20 protein-coding genes are annotated in these 19,228 nt (G+C 70.4%); 14 read left to right on the top strand and 6 right to left on the bottom strand.

The window, feature by feature from the left end; genetic code table 11:
• Positions 1-19 precede the first annotated feature (19 nt).
• Both AB7E03_RS00700 and AB7E03_RS00705 read right to left on the bottom strand, forming a co-directional pair.
• A complete protein-coding gene (locus tag AB7E03_RS00700; RefSeq protein ID WP_489938363.1) occupies positions 20-1,027 on the bottom strand; it encodes a ketopantoate reductase family protein in 1,008 nt (335 codons plus the stop codon).
• A 115-nt stretch (positions 1,028-1,142) separates the two neighbouring features.
• Positions 1,143-2,645, bottom strand: coding sequence for a DHA2 family efflux MFS transporter permease subunit (locus AB7E03_RS00705; protein ID WP_489938365.1), 1,503 nt, complete (start codon positions 2,643-2,645; stop codon positions 1,143-1,145).
• A 77-nt stretch (positions 2,646-2,722) separates the two neighbouring features.
• On the opposite strand from AB7E03_RS00705, the gene AB7E03_RS00710 reads away from it, so the two are divergent.
• From AB7E03_RS00710 to AB7E03_RS00735, 6 genes are read left to right on the top strand one after another with little or no spacing between them, the layout of a single operon-like run.
• The gene (locus AB7E03_RS00710) at positions 2,723-3,457 is read left to right on the top strand and encodes a TetR/AcrR family transcriptional regulator (RefSeq protein WP_489938367.1); all 735 of its coding nucleotides are present in this window, start codon (positions 2,723-2,725) and stop codon (positions 3,455-3,457) included.
• Positions 3,454-4,374: a tRNA pseudouridine(55) synthase TruB gene (truB, locus tag AB7E03_RS00715; protein WP_489938369.1), complete on the top strand. Its 921-nt coding sequence runs from the start codon at positions 3,454-3,456 to the stop codon at positions 4,372-4,374. Before AB7E03_RS00710 ends, truB begins: the two co-directional genes overlap by 4 nt.
• Positions 4,371-4,739, top strand: coding sequence for a hypothetical protein (locus tag AB7E03_RS00720; protein WP_489938371.1), 369 nt, complete (start codon positions 4,371-4,373; stop codon positions 4,737-4,739). The genes truB and AB7E03_RS00720 overlap by 4 nt, the downstream gene beginning before the upstream one ends.
• Before the next feature lie 30 nt (positions 4,740-4,769).
• The gene (locus tag AB7E03_RS00725; RefSeq protein WP_489938373.1) at positions 4,770-5,273 is read left to right on the top strand and encodes a hypothetical protein; all 504 of its coding nucleotides are present in this window, start codon (positions 4,770-4,772) and stop codon (positions 5,271-5,273) included.
• A complete protein-coding gene (locus tag AB7E03_RS00730; RefSeq protein WP_489938375.1) occupies positions 5,270-6,232 on the top strand; it encodes a bifunctional riboflavin kinase/FAD synthetase in 963 nt (320 codons plus the stop codon). Before AB7E03_RS00725 ends, AB7E03_RS00730 begins: the two co-directional genes overlap by 4 nt.
• Positions 6,232-7,452 carry an MFS transporter gene (locus AB7E03_RS00735; RefSeq protein ID WP_489938377.1) on the top strand — a complete coding sequence of 407 codons (1,221 nt, stop codon included), beginning with the start codon at positions 6,232-6,234 and terminating at the stop codon, positions 7,450-7,452. The genes AB7E03_RS00730 and AB7E03_RS00735 overlap by 1 nt, the downstream gene beginning before the upstream one ends.
• A 13-nt stretch (positions 7,453-7,465) precedes the next feature.
• On the opposite strand, the gene AB7E03_RS00740 is transcribed toward AB7E03_RS00735, so the two are convergent.
• A complete protein-coding gene (locus AB7E03_RS00740; protein ID WP_489938379.1) occupies positions 7,466-8,434 on the bottom strand; it encodes an ROK family protein in 969 nt (322 codons plus the stop codon).
• Positions 8,435-8,524: 90 nt separating this feature from the next.
• Between AB7E03_RS00740 and AB7E03_RS00745 the strand changes: the two genes are divergently transcribed.
• The 5 genes from AB7E03_RS00745 to AB7E03_RS00765 all read left to right on the top strand — a co-directional run bounded on the left by AB7E03_RS00745 (position 8,525) and on the right by AB7E03_RS00765 (position 13,629).
• Positions 8,525-9,493 carry a sugar-binding transcriptional regulator gene (locus AB7E03_RS00745; protein WP_489938381.1) on the top strand — a complete coding sequence of 323 codons (969 nt, stop codon included), beginning with the start codon at positions 8,525-8,527 and terminating at the stop codon, positions 9,491-9,493.
• Between the two features lie 46 nt (positions 9,494-9,539).
• Positions 9,540-10,577 (top strand): deoxyribose-phosphate aldolase, encoded by a 1,038-nt coding sequence (gene deoC / locus AB7E03_RS00750; RefSeq protein WP_489938383.1) that lies wholly within the window; start codon positions 9,540-9,542, stop codon positions 10,575-10,577.
• A 34-nt stretch (positions 10,578-10,611) separates the two neighbouring features.
• Positions 10,612-12,108: an aldehyde dehydrogenase family protein gene (locus tag AB7E03_RS00755; RefSeq protein WP_489938385.1), complete on the top strand. Its 1,497-nt coding sequence runs from the start codon at positions 10,612-10,614 to the stop codon at positions 12,106-12,108.
• Complete coding sequence (locus AB7E03_RS00760; RefSeq protein ID WP_489938387.1) at positions 12,105-12,965, top strand: aldehyde dehydrogenase family protein; 861 nt, start codon at positions 12,105-12,107, stop codon at positions 12,963-12,965. Before AB7E03_RS00755 ends, AB7E03_RS00760 begins: the two co-directional genes overlap by 4 nt.
• A gap of 70 nt (positions 12,966-13,035) precedes the next feature.
• A complete protein-coding gene (locus AB7E03_RS00765) occupies positions 13,036-13,629 on the top strand; it encodes an SGNH/GDSL hydrolase family protein (RefSeq protein ID WP_489938389.1) in 594 nt (197 codons plus the stop codon).
• 4 nt (positions 13,630-13,633) lie between these two features.
• Here the strand turns inward: AB7E03_RS00765 and AB7E03_RS00770 are convergent, their stop codons facing one another.
• From AB7E03_RS00770 to AB7E03_RS00780, 3 genes are all read right to left on the bottom strand, one after another.
• Positions 13,634-14,917: a M20/M25/M40 family metallo-hydrolase gene (locus tag AB7E03_RS00770; RefSeq protein WP_489938391.1), complete on the bottom strand. Its 1,284-nt coding sequence runs from the start codon at positions 14,915-14,917 to the stop codon at positions 13,634-13,636.
• 68 nt (positions 14,918-14,985) lie between these two features.
• Positions 14,986-15,516, bottom strand: coding sequence for an O-acetyl-ADP-ribose deacetylase (locus AB7E03_RS00775; RefSeq protein ID WP_489938393.1), 531 nt, complete (start codon positions 15,514-15,516; stop codon positions 14,986-14,988).
• Positions 15,517-15,526: 10 nt separating this feature from the next.
• Positions 15,527-15,805, bottom strand: a complete 279-nt coding sequence (locus AB7E03_RS00780) for a metal-sensitive transcriptional regulator (RefSeq protein WP_018190392.1) — start codon at positions 15,803-15,805, stop codon at positions 15,527-15,529.
• Positions 15,806-15,966: 161 nt separating this feature from the next.
• Here AB7E03_RS00780 and AB7E03_RS00785 point away from each other — a divergent pair, with 161 nt between their 5' ends.
• The 3 genes from AB7E03_RS00785 to AB7E03_RS00795 all read left to right on the top strand — a co-directional run bounded on the left by AB7E03_RS00785 (position 15,967) and on the right by AB7E03_RS00795 (position 19,222).
• On the top strand, positions 15,967-16,395 hold the full coding sequence (locus tag AB7E03_RS00785; protein ID WP_489938396.1) for an RbsD/FucU domain-containing protein: 429 nt from the start codon (positions 15,967-15,969) through the stop codon (positions 16,393-16,395).
• Between the two features lie 148 nt (positions 16,396-16,543).
• Positions 16,544-16,891: a DUF6804 family protein gene (locus AB7E03_RS00790; RefSeq protein WP_489938398.1), complete on the top strand. Its 348-nt coding sequence runs from the start codon at positions 16,544-16,546 to the stop codon at positions 16,889-16,891.
• A 171-nt stretch (positions 16,892-17,062) separates the two neighbouring features.
• Positions 17,063-19,222 (top strand): DEAD/DEAH box helicase, encoded by a 2,160-nt coding sequence (locus tag AB7E03_RS00795; RefSeq protein ID WP_489938400.1) that lies wholly within the window; start codon positions 17,063-17,065, stop codon positions 19,220-19,222.
• The last annotated feature ends 6 nt before the right edge of the window (positions 19,223-19,228 follow it).

The raw sequence follows: 19,228 nt of genomic DNA on the forward strand, positions 1-19,228 counted from the left end.
GACGGCGCAGCTGCGCGCCTCACGCGGCGAGCACCGGCCGCATCCGCTCGGCGACCTCGTCGGGCGTGTAGAACGCGCCAGCGCGCTCCACCTCGTGGACCAGCTGCGTGATGGCGGCATTGACCGGCGCTTCGACCCCTGCGGTGCGTGCCTCATTCACGACCGCTCCGTTGAGGTAGTCGATCTCGGTCGGCTGACCCCGGCGGATGCTCTGCAGCGTCGAGCCCGGATTCGGCGTCGAACCCATGCGCCGCTTCATCATCAGCGGCACCGCTTGAGCGGCCCAGCGGGGAGCGCGGGCGACTACTCGAAGGATGCGATCGTCGAGGCCCTGGATGCTGCCGTAGCGCACGCCGCGGGCGTAGCCGACCCGCGTGGCCTCCTGCAGGCTCGCCGTGACGATGGGCCTCAGGCGCCGGTCGCCGAGCACCGCTTGCGCGCTGAGGCCCGTGATTGCGGGGAGGGCGTTGATCTGATTGACCATGAGCTTGGTCCACTGGGCGCCCGTGAAGTTGTCGATGGCGTAGGCGGGCATGGCGCCGTCGAGGATGCGGGCGGCCTCGAGCGCGGCCTGGGGCGGCGGGCCGTCCCCGGCGCCGAGGTAGGTGTTCGCGGTGGTGGTGACCGAGACCCTTCCGGGCGACAGGTAGCTGGCGGCGTACAGTGCGAGAGCGCCCACGCACGCTGACCCGGGTAGCAGCTGCTCGGCCTCGCGCAGCCCGGCCAGGCCGTTTTGGACGATCACCACGGTGATCCCGTCGAGCAGCGGCGCGTTGGCGCGGATGGCTGCCGGCGCATCCTGAGCCTTGGTGCACACGAAGGCGAGTTCGGGATGCGTTTGGAGCGTCTCCGCCGCGGTGACCCGCGCGGTGTGCGTGCCCCAGCCTCCGTCGAGCCGCAGGCCCTCGTCGCGGATCGCCGCGAGCTGCTCGCCGCGCGCCGTCACCTCGACCAGATGACCGACGCGGTCGAGGAGTGCTGCGATGGTGCCCCCGATGGCTCCTGCTCCGATCACGCCGATTCGCACGCGTTCTACCCTAATCGCCCGGCCCGGCGCCGCCGGCCGCCCGGGAGTTGACGCGACACGCCGTCGGCGCAGGTGCGCTGACGGTGTGTCGCGTCAACTGGACGGAGGTGTGGGGTCAGTCGGCCAGGACCGGCGCCGGCTCCGCCGTGGCGAGGGCTTCGGCGGCGGCCTCGGCCGGGGACACCGGCGCAGCGGCGGCGAGCCGCGCAGCGGCACGCCGGCCGGGCAACGCCAGTGCGATCACCGCGGCGGCGGCCAGCACGCTCGCGCCGACCCACACGGCGGGCACGGCCGCATCCACGTATCCGGTCGGGGTGAGCGTTCCGCCCGCTCCGGTGAACACGGCGGTCAGCACGGCGACGCCGAGCGCGACTCCGACCTCGCGGAGGGTGGAATTGGTGCCGGACGCCTTGGCGTGGTCGGCGGGCCGCATGTTGGCGAGCACGGCGGTCGAGCTCGGGGCGAACACGAGCCCCATCCCTATGCCGGCGAGCAGGAACGGCGGCCACATCTGCGAGTAGGGGAGCGTGGCGGACAAGGTCGCCGCGATCCATCCCATCGAGACGGCGAGGAGCACCAACCCGACGACGACCGGCAGGCGGGTACCCGTTCGCGACGACAGCAGGCCGGTCAGCGGCGCCACGACCATGGGCGCGAGCGTCCACGGCATCGTCATCACACCGGCCTCGAGCGGGGTGTGGCCCTGCACGACCTGGAGGAACTGGATGAGGATGAAGATCGCACCGAAGATTCCGAAGCTGAAGGTGACACCCACGAGGTTCGCGACCGTGAAGCTGCGGTCGCGGAAGAGCCGCAGGGGGAGCAACGGGGCGGCCGCCCGCGACTCCCAGATTACGAAGGCGACCAGCAGCGCGGCACCCGCGATGAGGGGGACGAGCACTTCGGCGCTACCCCATCCCGCGTCGTTGCCGCGGACGATGGCCCAGACCACGCCGAGCACACCCGGGGCGGCGAGCAGCAGACCGATGATGTCGGCGCGGACACGCGCGCCGAAGCTGTTGGGCAGTGCGAAGAGCACCAGAGGAACGGCGATGACGCCGAGCGGGACGTTGAGCCAGAAGATCGCCTGCCAGTTCCATCCCTCGACCACCGCGCCGCCGATCAGCGGGCCGAGGGCGACACCAAGGCCGGAGATTCCGCCCCAGATGCCGATGGCGGCGGGCCGCAGCCGCTCGCTCACGCTGCCGGCGAGCAGCGTCAGCGACAGGGGGAGGAGCGCTGCCGCGCCGACACCCTGGATCGCCCGCGCGCCGATCAGCTCCCACGGCTCGGTCGACAGCGCCGCCGCAGCACTGGCGAGCGTGAAGACCGCGATGCCGGCGAGGAACACCGAGCGGCGCCCCAGCCGGTCGCCGAGCCCGACCGCCATCAGCATGAGCGTGGCGAAGGTCAGGGTGTAGGCGTTGACGACCCACTGCAGCTCTTCGATGGAGGCGCTGAGGTCTTTCGCGATGACGGGGAGGGCGCTGGTGACGACGAGGTTGTCGAGCGTCGCCATGAACATCGGCAACGAGGCGGCGACGATCGCCAGCCAGACCGGGATGCGCCTGGCGGTCGCTCGGCGGGTGCCGGCGCCAGTGGTGACAGGAGCGGACATTGCACGCCTCCAAGAGTGGGGTCGGATTGTGGTTATCGGATGATTACAAAAGTCGACACTAGTAATCGACTGATAACATGTCAAGCGTGACGGACAAGATCAGCGAGAGGATCCCCTCGGCCGAGCGCCGCGAGCAGATCCTCGAAGCCGCCAGCCGGGTCTTCGGTGAGCGCGGCTACTTCGGCGCGACCACCGACCAGATCGCCAAGGCGGCGGGCATCAGCCAGCCGTACGTCGTGCGGATGTTCGGCGGCAAGGAAAACCTGTTCGTCGGCGTGCTGAGCCGGTCCCTCGACCGCCTGCTGATCGCCTTCACCGGCACGATCGAGCAGTGGAAGGCCGACGGATCGCCGACCGCGCCGACCGCGCCCACCGCGGCGACCGCGCCCGGCGGCTCGCCCCTGCCCGGTGCGCACGGCGAGATCGGCCGCCGCCTGGGCCTCGCCTACGTGAACCTCATCGAGGACCGCGGGCTGCTGCTGTCGCTCATGCAGGCCTTCAGCATGGGGCAGGAGCCGACGATCGGCGGGAAGGCCCGGGACGGTTTCCTGACCATCTACCGGCTGCTGCGCGACGAAGCGGGCTTCGCTCCGGAGGAGGTGCGCTCCTTCCTCGCCGAGGGGATGCTGCTGAACACACTGCTGGGGCTGCGGCTCCCGGAGGAGTACGGGCGCGACGAGGCCGCCACGGAGCTGCTGGAGTGCACGTTCCGCACGAAGCTCGACCTGGTGCTGCACGTGTCCGCTGAGAACGGACGGGCCGCGAACGAGCGGGCCGAAAGCGAGCGCAGCGCGACAGGGACGGTCGCGTGACCGGCAGCGGCCTGATCCTCGTCGACAAGCCGGGAGGGATGACCAGTCACGACGTCGTCTCCCGCGTCCGCCGGGCGGCAGGCACCCGTAAGGTCGGCCATGCGGGGACGCTGGACCCGATGGCGACCGGCCTCCTCATCCTCGGCATCAACTCGTCCACTCGCCTGCTGACCTACATCGTCGGTGCGGACAAGGAGTACCTGGCGACCATCCGGCTCGGGGCGGCATCAACGACCGACGACGCGGAAGGCGAGCTGCTGACCCCGGCCGCGCAGAGCGACCTGGATGCGGTGACCGAGGAGGCGATCCGCGCCGGCATCGCGACTCTCACCGGCGAGATCGAGCAGGTTCCGAGTTCGGTCAGCGCCATCAAGGTCGACGGAAAGCGGGCGTACGCCCGGGTCCGCGCCGGCGAGCAGGTGGAGCTGCGGCCACGGGCCGTCACGGTCTCGGAGTTCGAACTGACCGATACCCGCCGCGACACCGGCGCCATCGACCTGGATGTGCGGGTCGTCTGCTCATCGGGCACGTACATCCGCTCTCTCGCCCGCGACCTCGGGGCCGGCCTCGGCGTCGGCGGGCACCTCAGCGCCCTGCGGCGCACCCGGGTCGGCGCCTTCCATGTGCGCGACGCCTACGACCTCGCTACGCTCGACGCGGAGGCCGCGCTGGTGCCGGCCGCGGACGCCGCCGGCCGGCTCTTCGAACGGCTGGAGCTGACCGAGCAGCAGGCGATCGACCTGACGCACGGGCGCCGCATCCACATCGCCGACCGGGAAGGGCCGGGCGGCGAACCTGTCGCTGCGATCGCGCCGACCGGAGCGCTGGTGGGACTGATCGAGTTCCGCGGAAAGGAAGCCAGGACCCTCGTGAACTTCCCCACGGACGAAGCGGTCGGCCCGGCGGGCACCGCATGATCGAGTGGTTCACCACCGTTCAGGTCGTCGTGGCCTGTGCCGCCGGACTCCTCTGCATCGTGCTCGGGCTGCTCGGCAGGCTCCCGGGCGATGTGTCGATGGGCGCCGTCGCGCTGGTCGAGCTGCTGCTGCTCGTCCAGCTGGTCATCGCGATCGTCGCGCCGGCGGTCGGCAATCCGCCCTCCGGCAGCCTCGCGGAGTTCTACATCTACCTGATCTCGGCGATCATCCTGCCGCTCGCCGGCGGCTTCTGGGGGCTGATCGAGCGCAATCGGTGGAGCACGGTCATCCTCGGCGGAGTCTGCCTCGCCATCGCGGTCATGGTGTACCGCATGGGGCAGATCTGGTTCGTCCAGGGCGCCTGAGGGTCGCGGACGCAAATAGAATCGAAGGCGATGTCCCACCACACCATGTCCGCGCGCACGAATCCCGAGCCGTCCTCCCCACGACGGCGGATGTCGGGGGTGGGCCGGGTGCTCGTCTTCGTCTACGGCGTGCTAGCGCTGGCGGCCACCGGGCGCAGCGTCTTCCAGATCATCGACCGGTACGGTGAGGCGCCGGTGGCGTTCACGCTGTCCGCGCTTGCGGCGGTCGTGTACATCGTCGCGACGATCGCGCTGATCGCGCCGGGCCGGGTCTGGTACCGCGTCGCGTGGATCACCATCAGCTTCGAGCTGGCCGGCGTTCTGATCATCGGCAGCCTGAGCCTGTTCGCGCCGGCGGTGCTGGGCTTGCACTCCATCGACCCGTTCGGTCGCGACGCCACGGTGTGGTCGGTGTACGGGATGGGTTACCTCTTCGTCCCGCTGGTGCTTCCGGTGCTCGGGATGCTGTGGCTGCGCAGCCACCCCCCGGTCGAAGAGGCCGCGGCTGAGGCGCCGGCAGGTGCGGCGTCGTGAGGGTCTTCCACTCCGTCTCCGAGATCCCCGACGGGTGGGGGCCCAGCGCGGTCACCATCGGCAAGTTCGACGGCGTCCACACCGGTCACCGCGCGGTGATCGACCGGCTGCGCAGTGTGGCCGCCGAGCGAGGGCTCACCTCCACGATCATCACCTTCGACCGCAATCCGCTGGAGGTGCTGGCGCCAGAGAAGTGCCCGCCGTCGCTCGTCAGCAACGCGCAGAAGCTCGACCTGCTGGCTGCGACCGGTGTGGATGCGACGCTCATGGTGGCCTTCGACCGGGCCCTCGCGGGCCTCGATCCGGAGGAGTTCGTCCACCGCATCCTGGTCGATCGACTGCACGCGGCGGCGGTGCTCGTCGGCAGCGACTTCCGGTTCGGAGCGCGCGGCGCGGGCGACGTGGCGATGCTGCGCCGGCTCGGCGAGACGTACGGCTTCGAGGTGGAGCTCATCGACGACGTGCGGCCGGAGCACGGCCGCCGGGTGTCGTCGACGTGGATCCGTGAGCTGCTGGCCGACGGCGACGTCGGCCACGCGACCGAGCTGCTCGGCTCGGCGCCGACCGTGCGCGGCCTCGTCGTGCACGGCGCGGCACGCGGACGCGAACTGGGCTTCCCGACCGCGAACCTGTCGCCGGAGTCGGAGGGCCTCATCCCCGCCGACGGCGTATACGCGGGCTGGCTCACCGACGCGGGGGAGCGGTACCCGGCGGCCATCTCGGTCGGCAACAACCCGACTTTCGAGGGTGTGCCGCACAAGCAGGTCGAGGCGTACGTTCTCGACCGCGAACTCGACCTCTACGACCACACCGTGGAGGTGTCCTTCCTCGAGCGGATCCGCGGGATGGTCGCGTACACCGGCATCGAGCCGCTGATCGCGCAGATCGCGGACGACGTCGTGCAGGCGCGACGAATCCTCGGCGCCGAGCGCTCCGCCGGCGCGGACGAGCTCTCCTGATGGCGGGAGCAGACGCGGCCGCGGGCGCGCGGCCCCTCTGGCGCGGGCGCGCCATCGCGCTGGTCGGCATCCTGCTCATCGCGGCGAATCTCCGCACCGCGGTCGCCGCGCTGTCGCCGATCTTCGCCGAGATCCGCACCGATTTCGAGGTGTCGAGCATCGGCGTCGGACTGCTCGGGATGCTGCCGCCGGTGTGCTTCGCCGTGTTCGGTCTGATCGCTCCGTCGTTCACCCGGCGCCTGACTCTCGAGACGCTGGTCGTGATCTCGCTCGGGGTGATCCTCGCCGGAGACCTCCTCCGTGCGTCCGCCGGTTCGTTCGCCGTGCTGGCTATCGGCTCGGCGGTGACGTTCGCCGGGATGGGCGTCGGCAACGTGCTGCTCCCGCCGCTGGTGAAGCGGTACTTCCCTGACCGCATCGGACTCGTCACCTCGCTCTACGCGACCGTGATGTCAGTCTCGACGCTGCTGCCGCCGCTCGTGGCGGTCCCGGTCGCCGACGCGGCCGGCTGGCATGTGTCGGTCGGGATGTGGGCGCTCGTCAGCGTGCTGGCGATCCTGCCGTGGCTGCGCATCCTGATCACCCATCGGCCCGCGCATCCCGACAGCGACGTCGAGGTCGAGAAGGCGCAGCCGGCGATGGCGGGCCGGGTGTGGCATTCGCCGCTGGCGTGGGCAATGGCCGTCCTGTTCGCGGTGTCGAGCCTCAATGCGTACGCGATGTTCGCCTGGCTTCCGGAGATCCTGCACGACATCGCCGGGGTCCCGCCGCTGGATGCTGGGGCACTGCTCTCTGTGTATGCCGCGATGGGCATACCGGCCGGGCTGCTCGTCCCGCTGCTCGCCTCGCGGATGCGGAACGTCGCCGTGCTGATCTACGCGGGCGTCGCGTTCTTCATCCTCGGCTACCTCGGGCTGATCTTCATCCCGGCGACCGCGACGTGGCTCTGGGTGTCGCTCGCGGGTCTCGGCCCGCTGCTCTTCCCGCTCTGCCTCGTGCTGATCAACATGCGCACACGGACGCACGCGGGCTCCGTCGCGCTCAGCGGTTTCACGCAGGGTCTCGGCTACACCCTCGGTGCGCTCGGGCCGCTCGCCGTCGGCGTGCTCCACCAGCTCACCGGCTCGTGGACGCTGCCGCTCGTGGTCCTCACCGGCACTGCCCTGGCCGCGGCGGTCGCCGGCGCCGTCGCCGCCCGCCCCCGCTACCTCGAGGACTAGCGCTGTTGGCTTGCTAGGGGAGCAGGTGGGCGCGGTGGATGAGCGCGGCGGCCCCGATGAGCGGGCCCTCGGACGAGAGGGCGGACGGGACGATCCGCACCTTGCGCACGAACGGGAAGTAGTGGTTGTCGATCACGGCCCGCATGTGGTCGAAGAGGTCGGGCGTGGAGTGCGAGAAGCCGCCGCCGATGGCGACGAGCTCCAGGTCGAGCAGCGCGGTCGCGGAGGCGATCGCGTGCCCGACGGCCGTTCCGGTGCGGGCGATCGCCTCGGCGGCGACCGCGTCGCCCGCGGCGTAGGCGGCGGCGAGCTCCTCGCCGGTGCCGCCGACGAACCCGTGCTGCCGTGCCCAGGCGACGGTATGCGGCCCGGACGCCATCGCCTCGAGCGCGTACGGGTTGCCGAAGGTGTCCTCGCCCCGGATGTCGCCGACCTCAACGTGACCGATGTGCCCGGCGTTGCCGGTCGGCCCAGTGATCACGCGGCCGTCGACGATGAGGCCGCCGCCGATCCCGGTCGAGATGACCATCCCCATGACGTTGTCGACGCCCTGCGCGGCACCCACCCAGTGCTCGGCCATGGTGATCGCCACGCCATCCATCTCGAGGGTGACGGGGACGTCGAGCCCGAGCTCGGCCGCGACCCCGGCGACGAAGTCGCGCATCGGGTAGTCGCGCCAGTGCGGCACGTTCAGCGGCGAGACCAGCCCGCGCTGGCGGTCGATGGGTCCAGCGCTGCCGATGCCGATGCCGATGACGGTGCCGCCGGCCGGGAGGGAGGCGTACGCGGCGCGCACGACGCCGCCGACGGAGGCCTCGAGGTCGGGCACCGTCGCCGTGCGTCCGGTGGGGCGACGGTCGCGGGACCCTTCGACGAGCCGCCCGTCCGCATCCACCAGGGCCGCTTCGACCTTGGTGCCGCCGAAGTCGACGGCGAGGACGTACGGGGCGGCAACGGAGGAGGCGGGAGCGTCTGTGGGCACGCCCCAACGATAAACGAAACGGTGACTGCTCATTTGAGCAGTCACCACACACTTGTTGCTCCGACGAGCACCCCTTCCTAAGCTGGAGAGGTGGCCCTGAACGATTCGGACGAGATCCTCGCCGTCAAAGCCGCGGAACTGTACTACGAGGCCGGCAAGACGCAGGATGAGATCGGCGTCGCCCTCAACGTCTCCCGCTGGAAGGTCGGTCGCCTCTTGGTGGCCGCCCGCGAGCACGGCTTCGTGCGCATCGAGATCGTGCACCCGAGCGCCCGGCGGTTCTCGCTGGAGCGCGAACTCTGCGGCTTCTACGGCCTCGCCGACGCGGTGGTCGTCCCCGCGGCCGAGTCCGACTCGGAGGTGCAGGGGAGGGTCGCGCAGGCCGCCGCGGACTACCTCACCACGCTCCGTCCCGTCCCGCGCACGCTCGGCGTCAGCTGGGGCCGCACGCTCCACGCCGTCGCCGCACGGCTGCGCCCTGGCTGGGCGGTCGGGGTGAACCCGGTGCAGATCAACGGGAGCGTCTCCTCCACCCGCCAGGCCACGGCCGCCGCCGACACCGCCGTCGTCATGGCGCGCAAGGCGCAGGGCACGGCGACCCTGCTCCCGAGCCCCGCGATCTTCGAGCACGCCGCCACCCGCCGCGCCATCGAGGCCGACCGCTCGGTGCAGAGCGTGCTGGAACTCGCCCGCAGCGCCAACGCCTTCCTGTTCAGCGCCGGCGTCGTCGACACCAGCTCGGTGCACGTCGACTCCGGGTACCTGTCGGTCGAGGATGTGACCTCGCTGGCCGAGAAAGGTGCGGTCGGCGACGTGGTCGGGCGCTTCATCACCGACGACGGCCAGGTCGCCGATCCCGAGCTCAACTCGCGCACGCTGGGGCTGAGCCTGGACGAACTGCGCTCGGCCCGCACATCCATCGCCGTTATCGCCGGCGAGGCCAAGCACCGCGTGGCTCACGCTGTCGTCGCGAGCGGCCTGTGCACCATCTTCATCACCGACGAGGCGACCGCCAACGATCTGCTCGGGCGCAACGCCCCGGGCTCAACAGCTCAGTAGCCCACCGGCAGCAGCCCACCGGCTCAGCAACACCCTGGAGGAACACGTGACCATCGAGACAACACCGCCCGTGCGCACGCTCGCGCCGGCGTCCCGCGCCGTCGAGGTGCTCGGCGGCGACCTCACCGAGGGGTCGCTGCGGCGCTACCTCAACGGCATCCCCGGTGTGGACGCGGTCGGCCTGGAGCAGCGCGCTGCCGGCCTCGGCACCCGCTCCATCAAGACCAGCAGCAAGAAGTGGGCGCTCGACACCATCATCGGTCTGATCGACCTCACCACGCTGGAGGGCGCCGACACGCCCGGCAAGGTCCGTTCGCTGGTGGCCAAGGCGCTGACCCCCGACCCGTCCGACCTGACGTCCCCGCGGCCCGCCGCGGTGTGCGTCTACGGCGACATGGTGCCGTACGCGGTCGAAGCCCTGGGCGCCGCCCACGCTGGCGCGGTCCGCCGCGCCGGAGGCAGCGGTGGCGTGAACGTCGCTGCGGTCGCTACGGCGTTCCCGAGCGGACGCGCCTCCCTCAAGGTGAAGCTCGCCGACACCGCGGACGCCGTCGCGGCGGGCGCCGACGAGATCGACATGGTCATCGACCGCGGCGCGTTCCTCTCGGGACGCTACGGTCTGGTCTTCGACGAGATCGTCGCCGTGAAGGAGGCCTGCCGGCGCGAGGACGGCACCTACGCCCACCTCAAGGTGATCCTCGAGACCGGCGAGCTGAACACCTACGACAACGTCCGGCGCGCATCCTGGCTCAGCATCCTGGCCGGCGGAGACTTCATCAAGACCTCGACGGGCAAGGTCTCGCCCGCCGCGACCCTGCCCGTGACGCTGCTGATGCTCGAGGTGGTGCGCGACTGGCACCTGCTCTCGGGTGAGGAGATCGGGGTGAAGCCCGCCGGCGGCATCCGCTCGTCGAAGGACGCGATCAAATACCTCGTGACGGTCGCGGAGACGGTCGGCGAGCGCTGGCTGCAGCCGCACCTGTTCCGGTTCGGCGCGTCCAGCCTCCTGAACGACGTGCTGCTGCAGCGCCAGAAGCTGGCCACCGGGCACTACTCCGGCTCCGACTACGTGACGATCGACTGACGGCTGTACTCACTGCCGAAGATTGGGAATTGACATGAGCTTCCTCGAATACGCCCCGGCCCCCGAGTCGCGGTCGATCCTGAACCTGCGCGACGACTACGGCCTGTTCATCGACGGCGAGTTCGTCGCCGGGCACGGCACGCCGTTCCAGACGATCTCGCCCGCCACCGAGGAGCGCATCGCGACCATCGCGACCGCCGACTCCTCTGACGTGGATGCGGCCGTCGCCGCCGCCCGCCGTGCGTACGACCGGGTCTGGTCGCGGATGAGCGGCTCCGACCGCGGCAAGTACCTCTTCCGCATCGCGCGACTCGTGCAGGAGCGCGCCCGCGAGCTCGCCGTCGCCGAGAGCCTCGACAACGGCAAGCCGATCAAGGAGAGCCGCGACGTGGATGTGCCGCTCGTCGCCGCCTGGTTCTTCTACTACGCGGGATGGGCGGACAAGCTGGAGCACGCCGGTCTCGGGCCTGCGCCCCGCGCCCTCGGCGTCGCCGCGCAGGTGATCCCGTGGAACTTCCCGCTGCTGATGCTGGCGTGGAAGATCGCGCCGGCCCTCGCCGCGGGCAACACCGTCGTGCTGAAGCCCGCCGAGACGACCCCGCTGACGGCGCTGCTCTTCGCGGAGATCCTGCAGCAGGCCGACCTCCCGGCCGGCGTCGTCAACATCGTCACGGGTGCAGGCGAGACCGGCCGCGACCTCGTCTCCCACCCGGACGTCAACAAGGTCGCCTTCACCGGCTCCACCGCCGTCGGGCGCGAGATCGCCCGCTCGGTCGCCGGCACCAGCAAGAAGCTGACGCTGGAGCTCGGCGGCAAGGCCGCGAACATCGTCTTCGACGATGCGCCCATCGACCAGGCGGTCGAAGGCATCGTCAACGGCATCTTCTTCAACCAGGGTCACGTGTGCTGCGCGGGCAGCCGACTCCTCGTGCAGGAGTCGATCCACGACGAGGTCGTCGACCGGCTGAAGCGCCGCCTGTCGACCCTGCGCCTCGGCGACCCGCTGGACAAGAACACCGACATCGGCGCCATCAACTCGGCCGAGCAGCTGCAGCGGATCCGCGAGCTATCCGACATCGGCGAGGCGGAAGGCGCCGAGCGCTGGACGGCCGACTGCGCCATCCCGGAGAACGGCTTCTGGTTCGCGCCGACCATCTTCGACAACGTGTCGACGAGCCACCGCATCGCCCGCGAGGAGATCTTCGGGCCGGTGCTGTCGGTGCTGACGTTCCGAACCCCGGCCGAGGCGATCGCGAAGGCCAACAACACCCCGTACGGGCTGTCGGCCGGAATCTGGTCGGACAAGGGCAGCCGCATCCTCGCCGTCGCCGACAAGCTCCGCGCCGGCGTCGTCTGGGCCAACACCTTCAACCGGTTCGACCCGGCGAGCCCGTTCGGCGGGTACAAGGAGTCCGGTTACGGCCGCGAGGGCGGCCGGCACGGGCTCGGCGCCTACCTCGTGCCCGGTCGTTCGGTGGCCGCGCCCGCCTCCATCCCCGCCCGCCTCGCTCGCAAGGGAGCCTCCAAATGACCCGCTTGGCCGTGCCGAAGACCTACAAGCTGTACATCGGCGGGAAGTTCCCCCGCAGCGAGTCCGGACGCACCTACGAGGTGGCGACGGCGAAGGGCGTGTTTCTCGCGAACGCCGCCAAGGCATCCCGCAAGGACGCCCGGGATGCGGTCGTCGCCGCCCGCGCAGCCGTCTCGGGATGGTCCGGTGCGACCGCCTACAATCGCGGCCAGGTGCTCTACCGCATCGCCGAACTGATGGAGGGTCGCCGGGCGCAGTTCGTCGACGAGATCCAGAAGTCGGAAGGCGTATCGGCCGGCGCCGCTGCCGCTCAGGTCGACGAGGCCATCGACCGCTGGGTCTGGTACGCGGGATGGGCGGACAAGTTCGCGCAGGTCGCGGGCAACGCGAACCCCGTCGCGGGTCCGTACTTCAACATCTCGGTGCCGGAGCCGACCGGTGTGGTCGCCATCGTCGCTCCGCAGGACTCCAGCCTGCTCGGCTTCGTGAGCGCGATTGCTCCGGCGTTGGTCGCGGGCAACACCGTGGTAGTGGTCGCCAGCGAGCGCTTCCCGCTGTCGGCGATCAGCCTCAGCGAGGTGCTCGCGACGAGCGACGTGCCGGGCGGCGTGGTGAACATCCTCACCGGATCGCCGGCCGAGATCGCGCCGTGGCTGGCGTCGCACGCCGACGTCAACGCGCTCGACCTCGTCGGCGCGGGCGACCTCGACTGGGTGGACCTGCAGATCGCCGCTGCCGACACGCTCAAGCGCGTGCTCCCGCCCGAGAACGGGCCGGACGCAGCTGCTCCGTCGCTCGACCGCATCGCGTTCTTCACCGAGACGAAGACCGTCTGGCACACCAAGTCCCTGCTCTGACCCCCGGCTGCGTTCCTTCCCCTGCTTGCGGTTGTGAGGGAGGATGGTCGGTAGACGGAGGGGAGCCCGCATGTCGGATGGATGGAGGCCGGAACGCGAGGAGGTGATCCTCGTTGGCGACAGCCTGACGCAGGGCGGCGACTGGGAGCAGCTGCTGCCGGGGGAGTCCGTCCGCAACTTCGGCGTGGCGGGTGACACCACCGACGACGTGATCGCGCGGCTCGGGGAGGTCGTCGACGCCAGGCCAGCGCTGATCGCCCTGCTCATCGGCACGAACGATCTCGCGTGGCGCCGGTCGGTCGAGCACGTCGTCCGGAACGTCGAGACCGTGCTCGTGACGCTGCGCAAGGAGCTGCCGGAGACCCGCATCCTCGTGCAGTCCGTGATGCCCCGCGGCCACGAGTTCGCCGACCAGATCCGCGACATCAACCGGCACCTGTGGCAGTTCGCTCCGACCATCCACGCCGGCTGGCTCGACCTGTGGCCCGCGATGGCCCTGGAGGACGGCGAACTCAACCCCGCCTTCACGGAGGACCGCCTGCACCTGAACGCCGAGGGCTACCGCGCGTGGGCGGGCGAACTGGCCCCGGCCCTCGAGCGCCTCCGTGAACTCCCGCCCTCGAGCCGCGCCATCACCCTCCCCGACCTCGGCGGCGCCGCCTGACGGGTCAGGAGGCGCGGAGGAGGTGGGCGTAGATGGTGATTCCGCGGAGCCAGGTGGCGACGTGGATGCGCTCGTCGCGCGCGTGCAGAGCGGCGCGCTCCTCGGCGCTCAGCTCGAACGGCGTGAACCGGTAGACGGCCTCGCAGATGCCGGTGAAGTGCCGGCTGTCGCTCGCGCCCAGCATGATGTACGGCGTCACGACCGCGTGCGGATGCACCCTGCCGATCGCCTCCGCGAGCCGCTGCCAGTGCGGTCCGTGGCTGGGGGAGACCGGCGACGGCTCGCTCGCATCGACCGCATCCACCCTCACCTCATCGTCGCGGATCGCCCGTCGGATGTGGTCGAGGGTCTCCGCGACCGACGAGCCGACCGCGATGCGGGTGTTGACGACGGCCTCAGCCCGCTCGGGAAGCGCGTTGGAGGCGAGGCTGCCGCTGAGCTGCGTGACGGCGGTCGTGGTGCGCACGATCGCGCGCGTCTCATCGCTGAGCCGGCCGAACACGGCGCGCAGCACCGGCTGCAGCCGACGGGCGCGCGTGAAGACGGCGCGCAGGGGCCCCGTCGCGTGCGCGCCCAGGGTCTCGACCATCCGCAGGTTCGTCTCGGTCAGCCGCGCCGGGAACGGCCGGTCGTTGAGGCGGGTGATCGCCCGCGCCAGGCGGACGGTCGCCGTCATCTTCGGGGGAGTGGATGCGTGCCCGCCGCTCTGCTCGACCCGGAGCCGGACGCTCGTGATGCCCTTCTCGCTCACTCCGACGACGGCGATCGGCTTGATGACGCCGGGGAAGATCCGCTCCACCACGGCACCGCCCTCGTCCAGCACCACGGCCGGGCGGATGCCCCGCTCGCGCAGCACACCCGCGATGGTCTGCGCCCCGGTCCCGACCGTCTCCTCGTCGTGCCCGAAGCTCAGGTACACGTCGTCGGCGGGCTGGAAGCCCTCCACCACCAGCGCCTCCACCGCCTCCAGGATCGCGACGACCGCGCCCTTGTCATCGATCGCACCGCGCCCCCACAGCAGCTGGTAGTCGCCGGAGCCGGTCAGTTCGGCGGCGAACGGGGGATGCGTCCACCCCTCCGCCGTGGCGGGCACCACGTCGTAGTGCGCCATGAGCACCGTCGGCGCACCGTCTCCGCGACCGTGCCAGCGGTAGAGCAGGGAGTGCCCGTGTCTCTCGCGTGAGAGCGCTCCGTGGAGCGCCGGATAGAGCTCGGGCAGCGCATCCACGAACCGCTCGAACGCCGCCCAGTCGGTCTCGGCGACATCGTTGCGGGACATCGTCGGCATGCGCAGCAGGGTACGGAACCGTTCGAGCGCGCCCGCGGGATCGACGGCGATCGCCGGCGCTTCGGCCGTCACTCGCCGGCCGCCGTACGGAAGGCCTGGAGGGCCTCGTCCGAGAACAGCACGAACCGGACGTGCTCTACCGAGCCGACGCCGGAGGAGAGCACGGCGCGCACGGTGCTGACGGCGATGCGCGCGGCGTCCTCCATCGGCCAGCCGTAGACGCCGGCGGAGATCGCGGGGAAGGCCACGGTGCGCGCGCCGAGTTCGCGCGCGACCCGGAGGGACGAGCGGTAGGCGTTCTGCAGCAGGGGAGTGCGGTCCTCGGCGTCCGACCAGACCGGCCCGACCGTGTGGATGACCCACTTCGCCGGGAGGTCGCCGGCGATCGTGGCGACGGCCTGGCCGGTCGGGAGGCCGTCGGGCAGGGTGGTGGCCCGCAGTTCGCGAGTCGCTTCCAGAATGGCGGGACCGCCGCGGCGGTGGATGGCGCCGTCGACGCCTCCTCCGCCGAGCAGTGAGGAGTTGGCGGCGTTGACGATGGCATCCACGGTCTCGTCGGTGATGTCGCCGCGGACGATGCGGATGAGCTCTTCGGTCATGGCTGCGTGCTCAGCCGCGGTTGTTGGAGAGCTCGTACACCTTGAGGAGCTCGACGATCGCGTCGTCGCGGGCGCTCCCGCCCTCCTCGAACATCTCGGAGACATGGGTGCGGAGGTGGTTCTCGACGAGGAGTTTGTTGAGCGACCCGAGCGACTTCTGGATGGCGAGCGACTGCGTGATGATGTCGATGCAGTAGTCCTCGTTCTCGATCATCTTCTCGAGCCCCCGGAGCTGCCCCTCGAGGATGCGCGTGCGGTGCAGCGCACGCTTCTTGATGTCTGCGATCACCCCCTCAGGATAAGCCCGTGTTGCGTATACCCCACAGGGGTAGCGGTAGGGGTGACCGCGCGGTGCTATCCCCCTAACGGGGGGGTACGTGTGGACATACAGGTGGGTCTATCCTCCAGGGAGGGGTTGAGAAATATTCGTTTAACAGGAAAGGCCCGACTTTGCTGAAGAACCTCAGCCCGCTGCTGTCCGGTGCGCTCTTGAGCGCGCTCGACGCCATGCACGATGGCCAGACGCTTACCCTCGTCGGCAGCGGCTACCCGGAAGATCAGATCACCACGCCCGTCGTCCACCTCGGTGACGACGTCACAACGGAGGCCGCCGCAGAGGCGATCCTCTCCGTTTTCCCGCTCGATACGGAGGACTCCTCGCCGATCGTGTTCCTCGACCTCGCCGACGAACCCTACGACGTACCCGACGTCGCGTTCGCGGTGAACGGGATCGCGTCCGACGCGGAACTCCGCCGAGTCCCGATGACCCGCCTCGAAATCGACCCGTTCCTGGAACTCGCCCGGAACTCCGCCGTCACGGTCCGTGTCGGCTCTGACGCGCCGCCGTGCGCATTCCTGCTCCGCCGCGGGGCGCTGTAAGCCGCGGCATCCCGCATCCGCAGCACTCGCAACACGCAACACAGCACACACAGCACCACCATCGTCGTCCGCCCGGCCGGAGAGAACGTCTCCGCCACCGGGCGGGCGCACCATGTCCGGCCGGCATCCCGCGTAGAGTTGGCTCTTGATGTCTCGACCGCACACGCCGCAGCCGCCCGCCTTCAACCGTGCGGCGCTCGTCCCCGGGCTCCTCGGGGCCATCGTGCTCCTCGCCGGCCTCGCGCTGGTCGGCGGCGAATGGTATCTGTACGTCCGCTACGCGGTCAGCATCCTCGCCCTCATCCTGTGCGTCTTCGCCGGGCAGGCGCGGATGTGGTGGTGGCTGGCCGGTCTCCTGCCGCTGGCGGTCGTCTGGAATCCGATCTGGCCGCTCCCGCTTACGGGCATCGTCATCCAGGGTCTGTCGATCGCCGGGGCCGTCGTCTTCGTCGCCGCAGCGGTCACGATCAAGATCCCTGTAGACACGCGTCGCTGAAACCCCGCGCGTGCCGTAAAATGGATGCTGCGCGGCCATCCATGTGCTGCGCATCCCGGCGTCACCCGCGTCGAGACCGGTCCACTCGGTACCGGCCTCCTCGCCCCGCCGGCCTCACGCCCAACCGGCGCCGCGCTCTCTGGCAGCGCGCAGCGCCTCCCCTGGAGGACCATGTCTCGTTCCGGTCAGCGCACCAGCCCGACCAGGCCGCAGCAGCGGAAGAACCGGCACGCCAACAACGACGGACTCATCCCCGTCCTCGCCCGCAAGGTGCGCGAGGTCGAGGCGAAGGCCGCCGACGGCAAGAAGCTGGGACCGACGAACCGCACCAAGTTCCAGGTCATCGCCTTCCTGATGCGCGAGGAGCGCGCCCGGGCGAAGTCCGACCCCGATCTGAGCGACGCGGCGCGCGCGGAGCAGCTCAAGCGGCTCGACGGCATCGCGACCATCCTCGCGAAGACCGCGGCCCGCGACACCTCGCTCATCTCGCTGCTGGAGTCCGAGTCGCCGCCGACCGCGACCGCGCAGACGATGCGCCGCGACTGGCTGCTGGAATCCGGCACAGAGCTCTCGCCCGATGACCTGATCATCACGATCGAGCGTCCCGTCGCCAAGCAGGACAGCGTCATCCCGCCGGAGCTCGCGGAGAAGCAGGTCGTTCCGCCGTCCGTGAAGGCGCGGCAGCTCTCCAACCCGTTCCTCGCGCCGGACCTCGCCCGTCTCACGCCGGCTCAGCCGACGCCGCGACGCCGCCTCGACTCATGGGAGCTGCTCGGCCCGCTCTTCAAGTCGTTCGAGTACGGCGCAGGCGGGCAGGCGGCCAGCATGGAGCTCCCTCCGGCTCCACTGATCGACCGGTACTCGCCCAGCGACCTGGAGCTGATGCACCACCAGTCGCGGTTCATCGAGAGCGTCCGGCTGGGTCACCGCAGCTTCCTCCTCGCCGACGAGCCGGGCCTCGGCAAGACGGCGCAGTCCCTCCTCGCCGCGTCTGTCGCAGGCGCCTACCCTCTTCTCGCCGTGGTGCCCAACGTCGTCAAGATGAACTGGGCCCGCGAGGTGGAGCGCTGGACGCCGCACCGCCGCGCGACCGTCATCCACGGCGACGGTGAGGGCCTCGACGCCTTCGCCGATGTCGTCATCGTGAACTACGAAGTGCTGGATCGGCACCTCTCCTGGCTCAGCACACTCGGCTTCCAGGGCATGGTCGTCGACGAGGCGCACTTCATCAAGAACCTGCACTCGCAGCGCTCCCGCCTCGTGCTGGGCCTGGCGGACGCCATCCGCCATAAAGCCGCCGACCCGCTGATGATCGCGCTGACCGGCACACCGCTGATCAACGACATCGACGACTTCAAGGCGATCTGGCAGTTCCTCGGCTGGATCGACGGCAACAAGCCGACCGCGAAGCTGATGGAGCACCTGGAGGAGACGGAGCTGACGCCCGCCGACTTCGGCTTCTACGCTGCCGCCCGCGAGGCGGTCATCGACATGGGAATCGTGCGCCGCCGGAAGATCGACGTCGCCGCCGACCTCCCGAGCCGCCGCGTGGTCGACCTTCCGGTCGAGTTGGACGATGAACTCGGCCGTTCTATCCGGCAGGCCGAGAAGGAGCTGGCCGCGCGTCTGGTCGCCAAGTACCACCGCGCAGCAGCCGCCGGCCGCCCCGACTCGTTCGAGGGCGACGAGGAGGCGCACCGCAAGCACCTCATCCGGCTGGTCGCGCAGTCCGAGCTCGAGGAGTCGAAGTCGGCGAAGTCGGGCGACAACGTCTTCACCATGGTCCGCAAGATCGGCCAGGCCAAGGCCGGGCTCGCCTCCGACTACACCGCCCAGCTGGCCCGTTCGGTCGGCAAGGTGGTGTTCTTCGCCAAGCACATCGACGTGATGGATGCGGCGGAGGAGGCGTTCGCGGCCCGGGACCTCAAGACGATCTCGATCCGCGGCGACCAGTCGGCGCTCGCGCGGCAGAAGGAGATCGACGCCTTCAACAACGACCCCGAGGTGGCCGTGGCCGTGTGCTCGCTCACCGCGGCGGGCGTCGGGCTGAACCTGCAGGCCGCCTCCAACGTGGTGCTCGCCGAGCTGTCGTGGACGGCGGCAGAGCAGACGCAGGCGATCGACCGCGTCCACCGCATCGGTCAGGAGGAGCCCGTCACGGCCTGGCGGATCATCGCGGCGCAGACGATCGACGCGAAGATCGCGGAGCTCATCGACGCGAAGCAGGGCCTCGCGGCTCGCGCCCTCGACGGTAGTGACGTCGAGCCGGGCTCGGCCGACTCGGTGCAGCTCGACGCGCTCATCGCCCTCCTCGACGGCGCGCTGGGCTGAGCATCC

This window comes from Leifsonia sp. RCC_180 (assembly GCF_058138205.1).

Excerpts from the sequence above, each read along its gene's own strand:
- AB7E03_RS00705 (WP_489938365.1), bottom strand. The coding sequence starts at position 2,645 with ATGTCCGCTCCTGTCACCACTGGCGCCGGCACCCGCCGAGCGACCGCC.
- AB7E03_RS00710 (WP_489938367.1), top strand. The coding sequence starts at position 2,723 with ATGTCAAGCGTGACGGACAAGATCAGCGAGAGGATCCCCTCGGCCGAG.
- AB7E03_RS00720 (WP_489938371.1), top strand. The coding sequence starts at position 4,371 with ATGATCGAGTGGTTCACCACCGTTCAGGTCGTCGTGGCCTGTGCCGCC.
- AB7E03_RS00725 (WP_489938373.1), top strand. The coding sequence starts at position 4,770 with ATGTCCCACCACACCATGTCCGCGCGCACGAATCCCGAGCCGTCCTCC.
- AB7E03_RS00735 (WP_489938377.1), top strand. The coding sequence starts at position 6,232 with ATGGCGGGAGCAGACGCGGCCGCGGGCGCGCGGCCCCTCTGGCGCGGG.
- AB7E03_RS00755 (WP_489938385.1), top strand. The coding sequence starts at position 10,612 with ATGAGCTTCCTCGAATACGCCCCGGCCCCCGAGTCGCGGTCGATCCTG.
- AB7E03_RS00760 (WP_489938387.1), top strand. The coding sequence starts at position 12,105 with ATGACCCGCTTGGCCGTGCCGAAGACCTACAAGCTGTACATCGGCGGG.
- AB7E03_RS00765 (WP_489938389.1), top strand. The coding sequence starts at position 13,036 with ATGTCGGATGGATGGAGGCCGGAACGCGAGGAGGTGATCCTCGTTGGC.
- AB7E03_RS00770 (WP_489938391.1), bottom strand. The coding sequence starts at position 14,917 with ATGCCGACGATGTCCCGCAACGATGTCGCCGAGACCGACTGGGCGGCG.
- AB7E03_RS00775 (WP_489938393.1), bottom strand. The coding sequence starts at position 15,516 with ATGACCGAAGAGCTCATCCGCATCGTCCGCGGCGACATCACCGACGAG.
- AB7E03_RS00790 (WP_489938398.1), top strand. The coding sequence starts at position 16,544 with ATGTCTCGACCGCACACGCCGCAGCCGCCCGCCTTCAACCGTGCGGCG.
- AB7E03_RS00795 (WP_489938400.1), top strand. The coding sequence starts at position 17,063 with ATGTCTCGTTCCGGTCAGCGCACCAGCCCGACCAGGCCGCAGCAGCGG.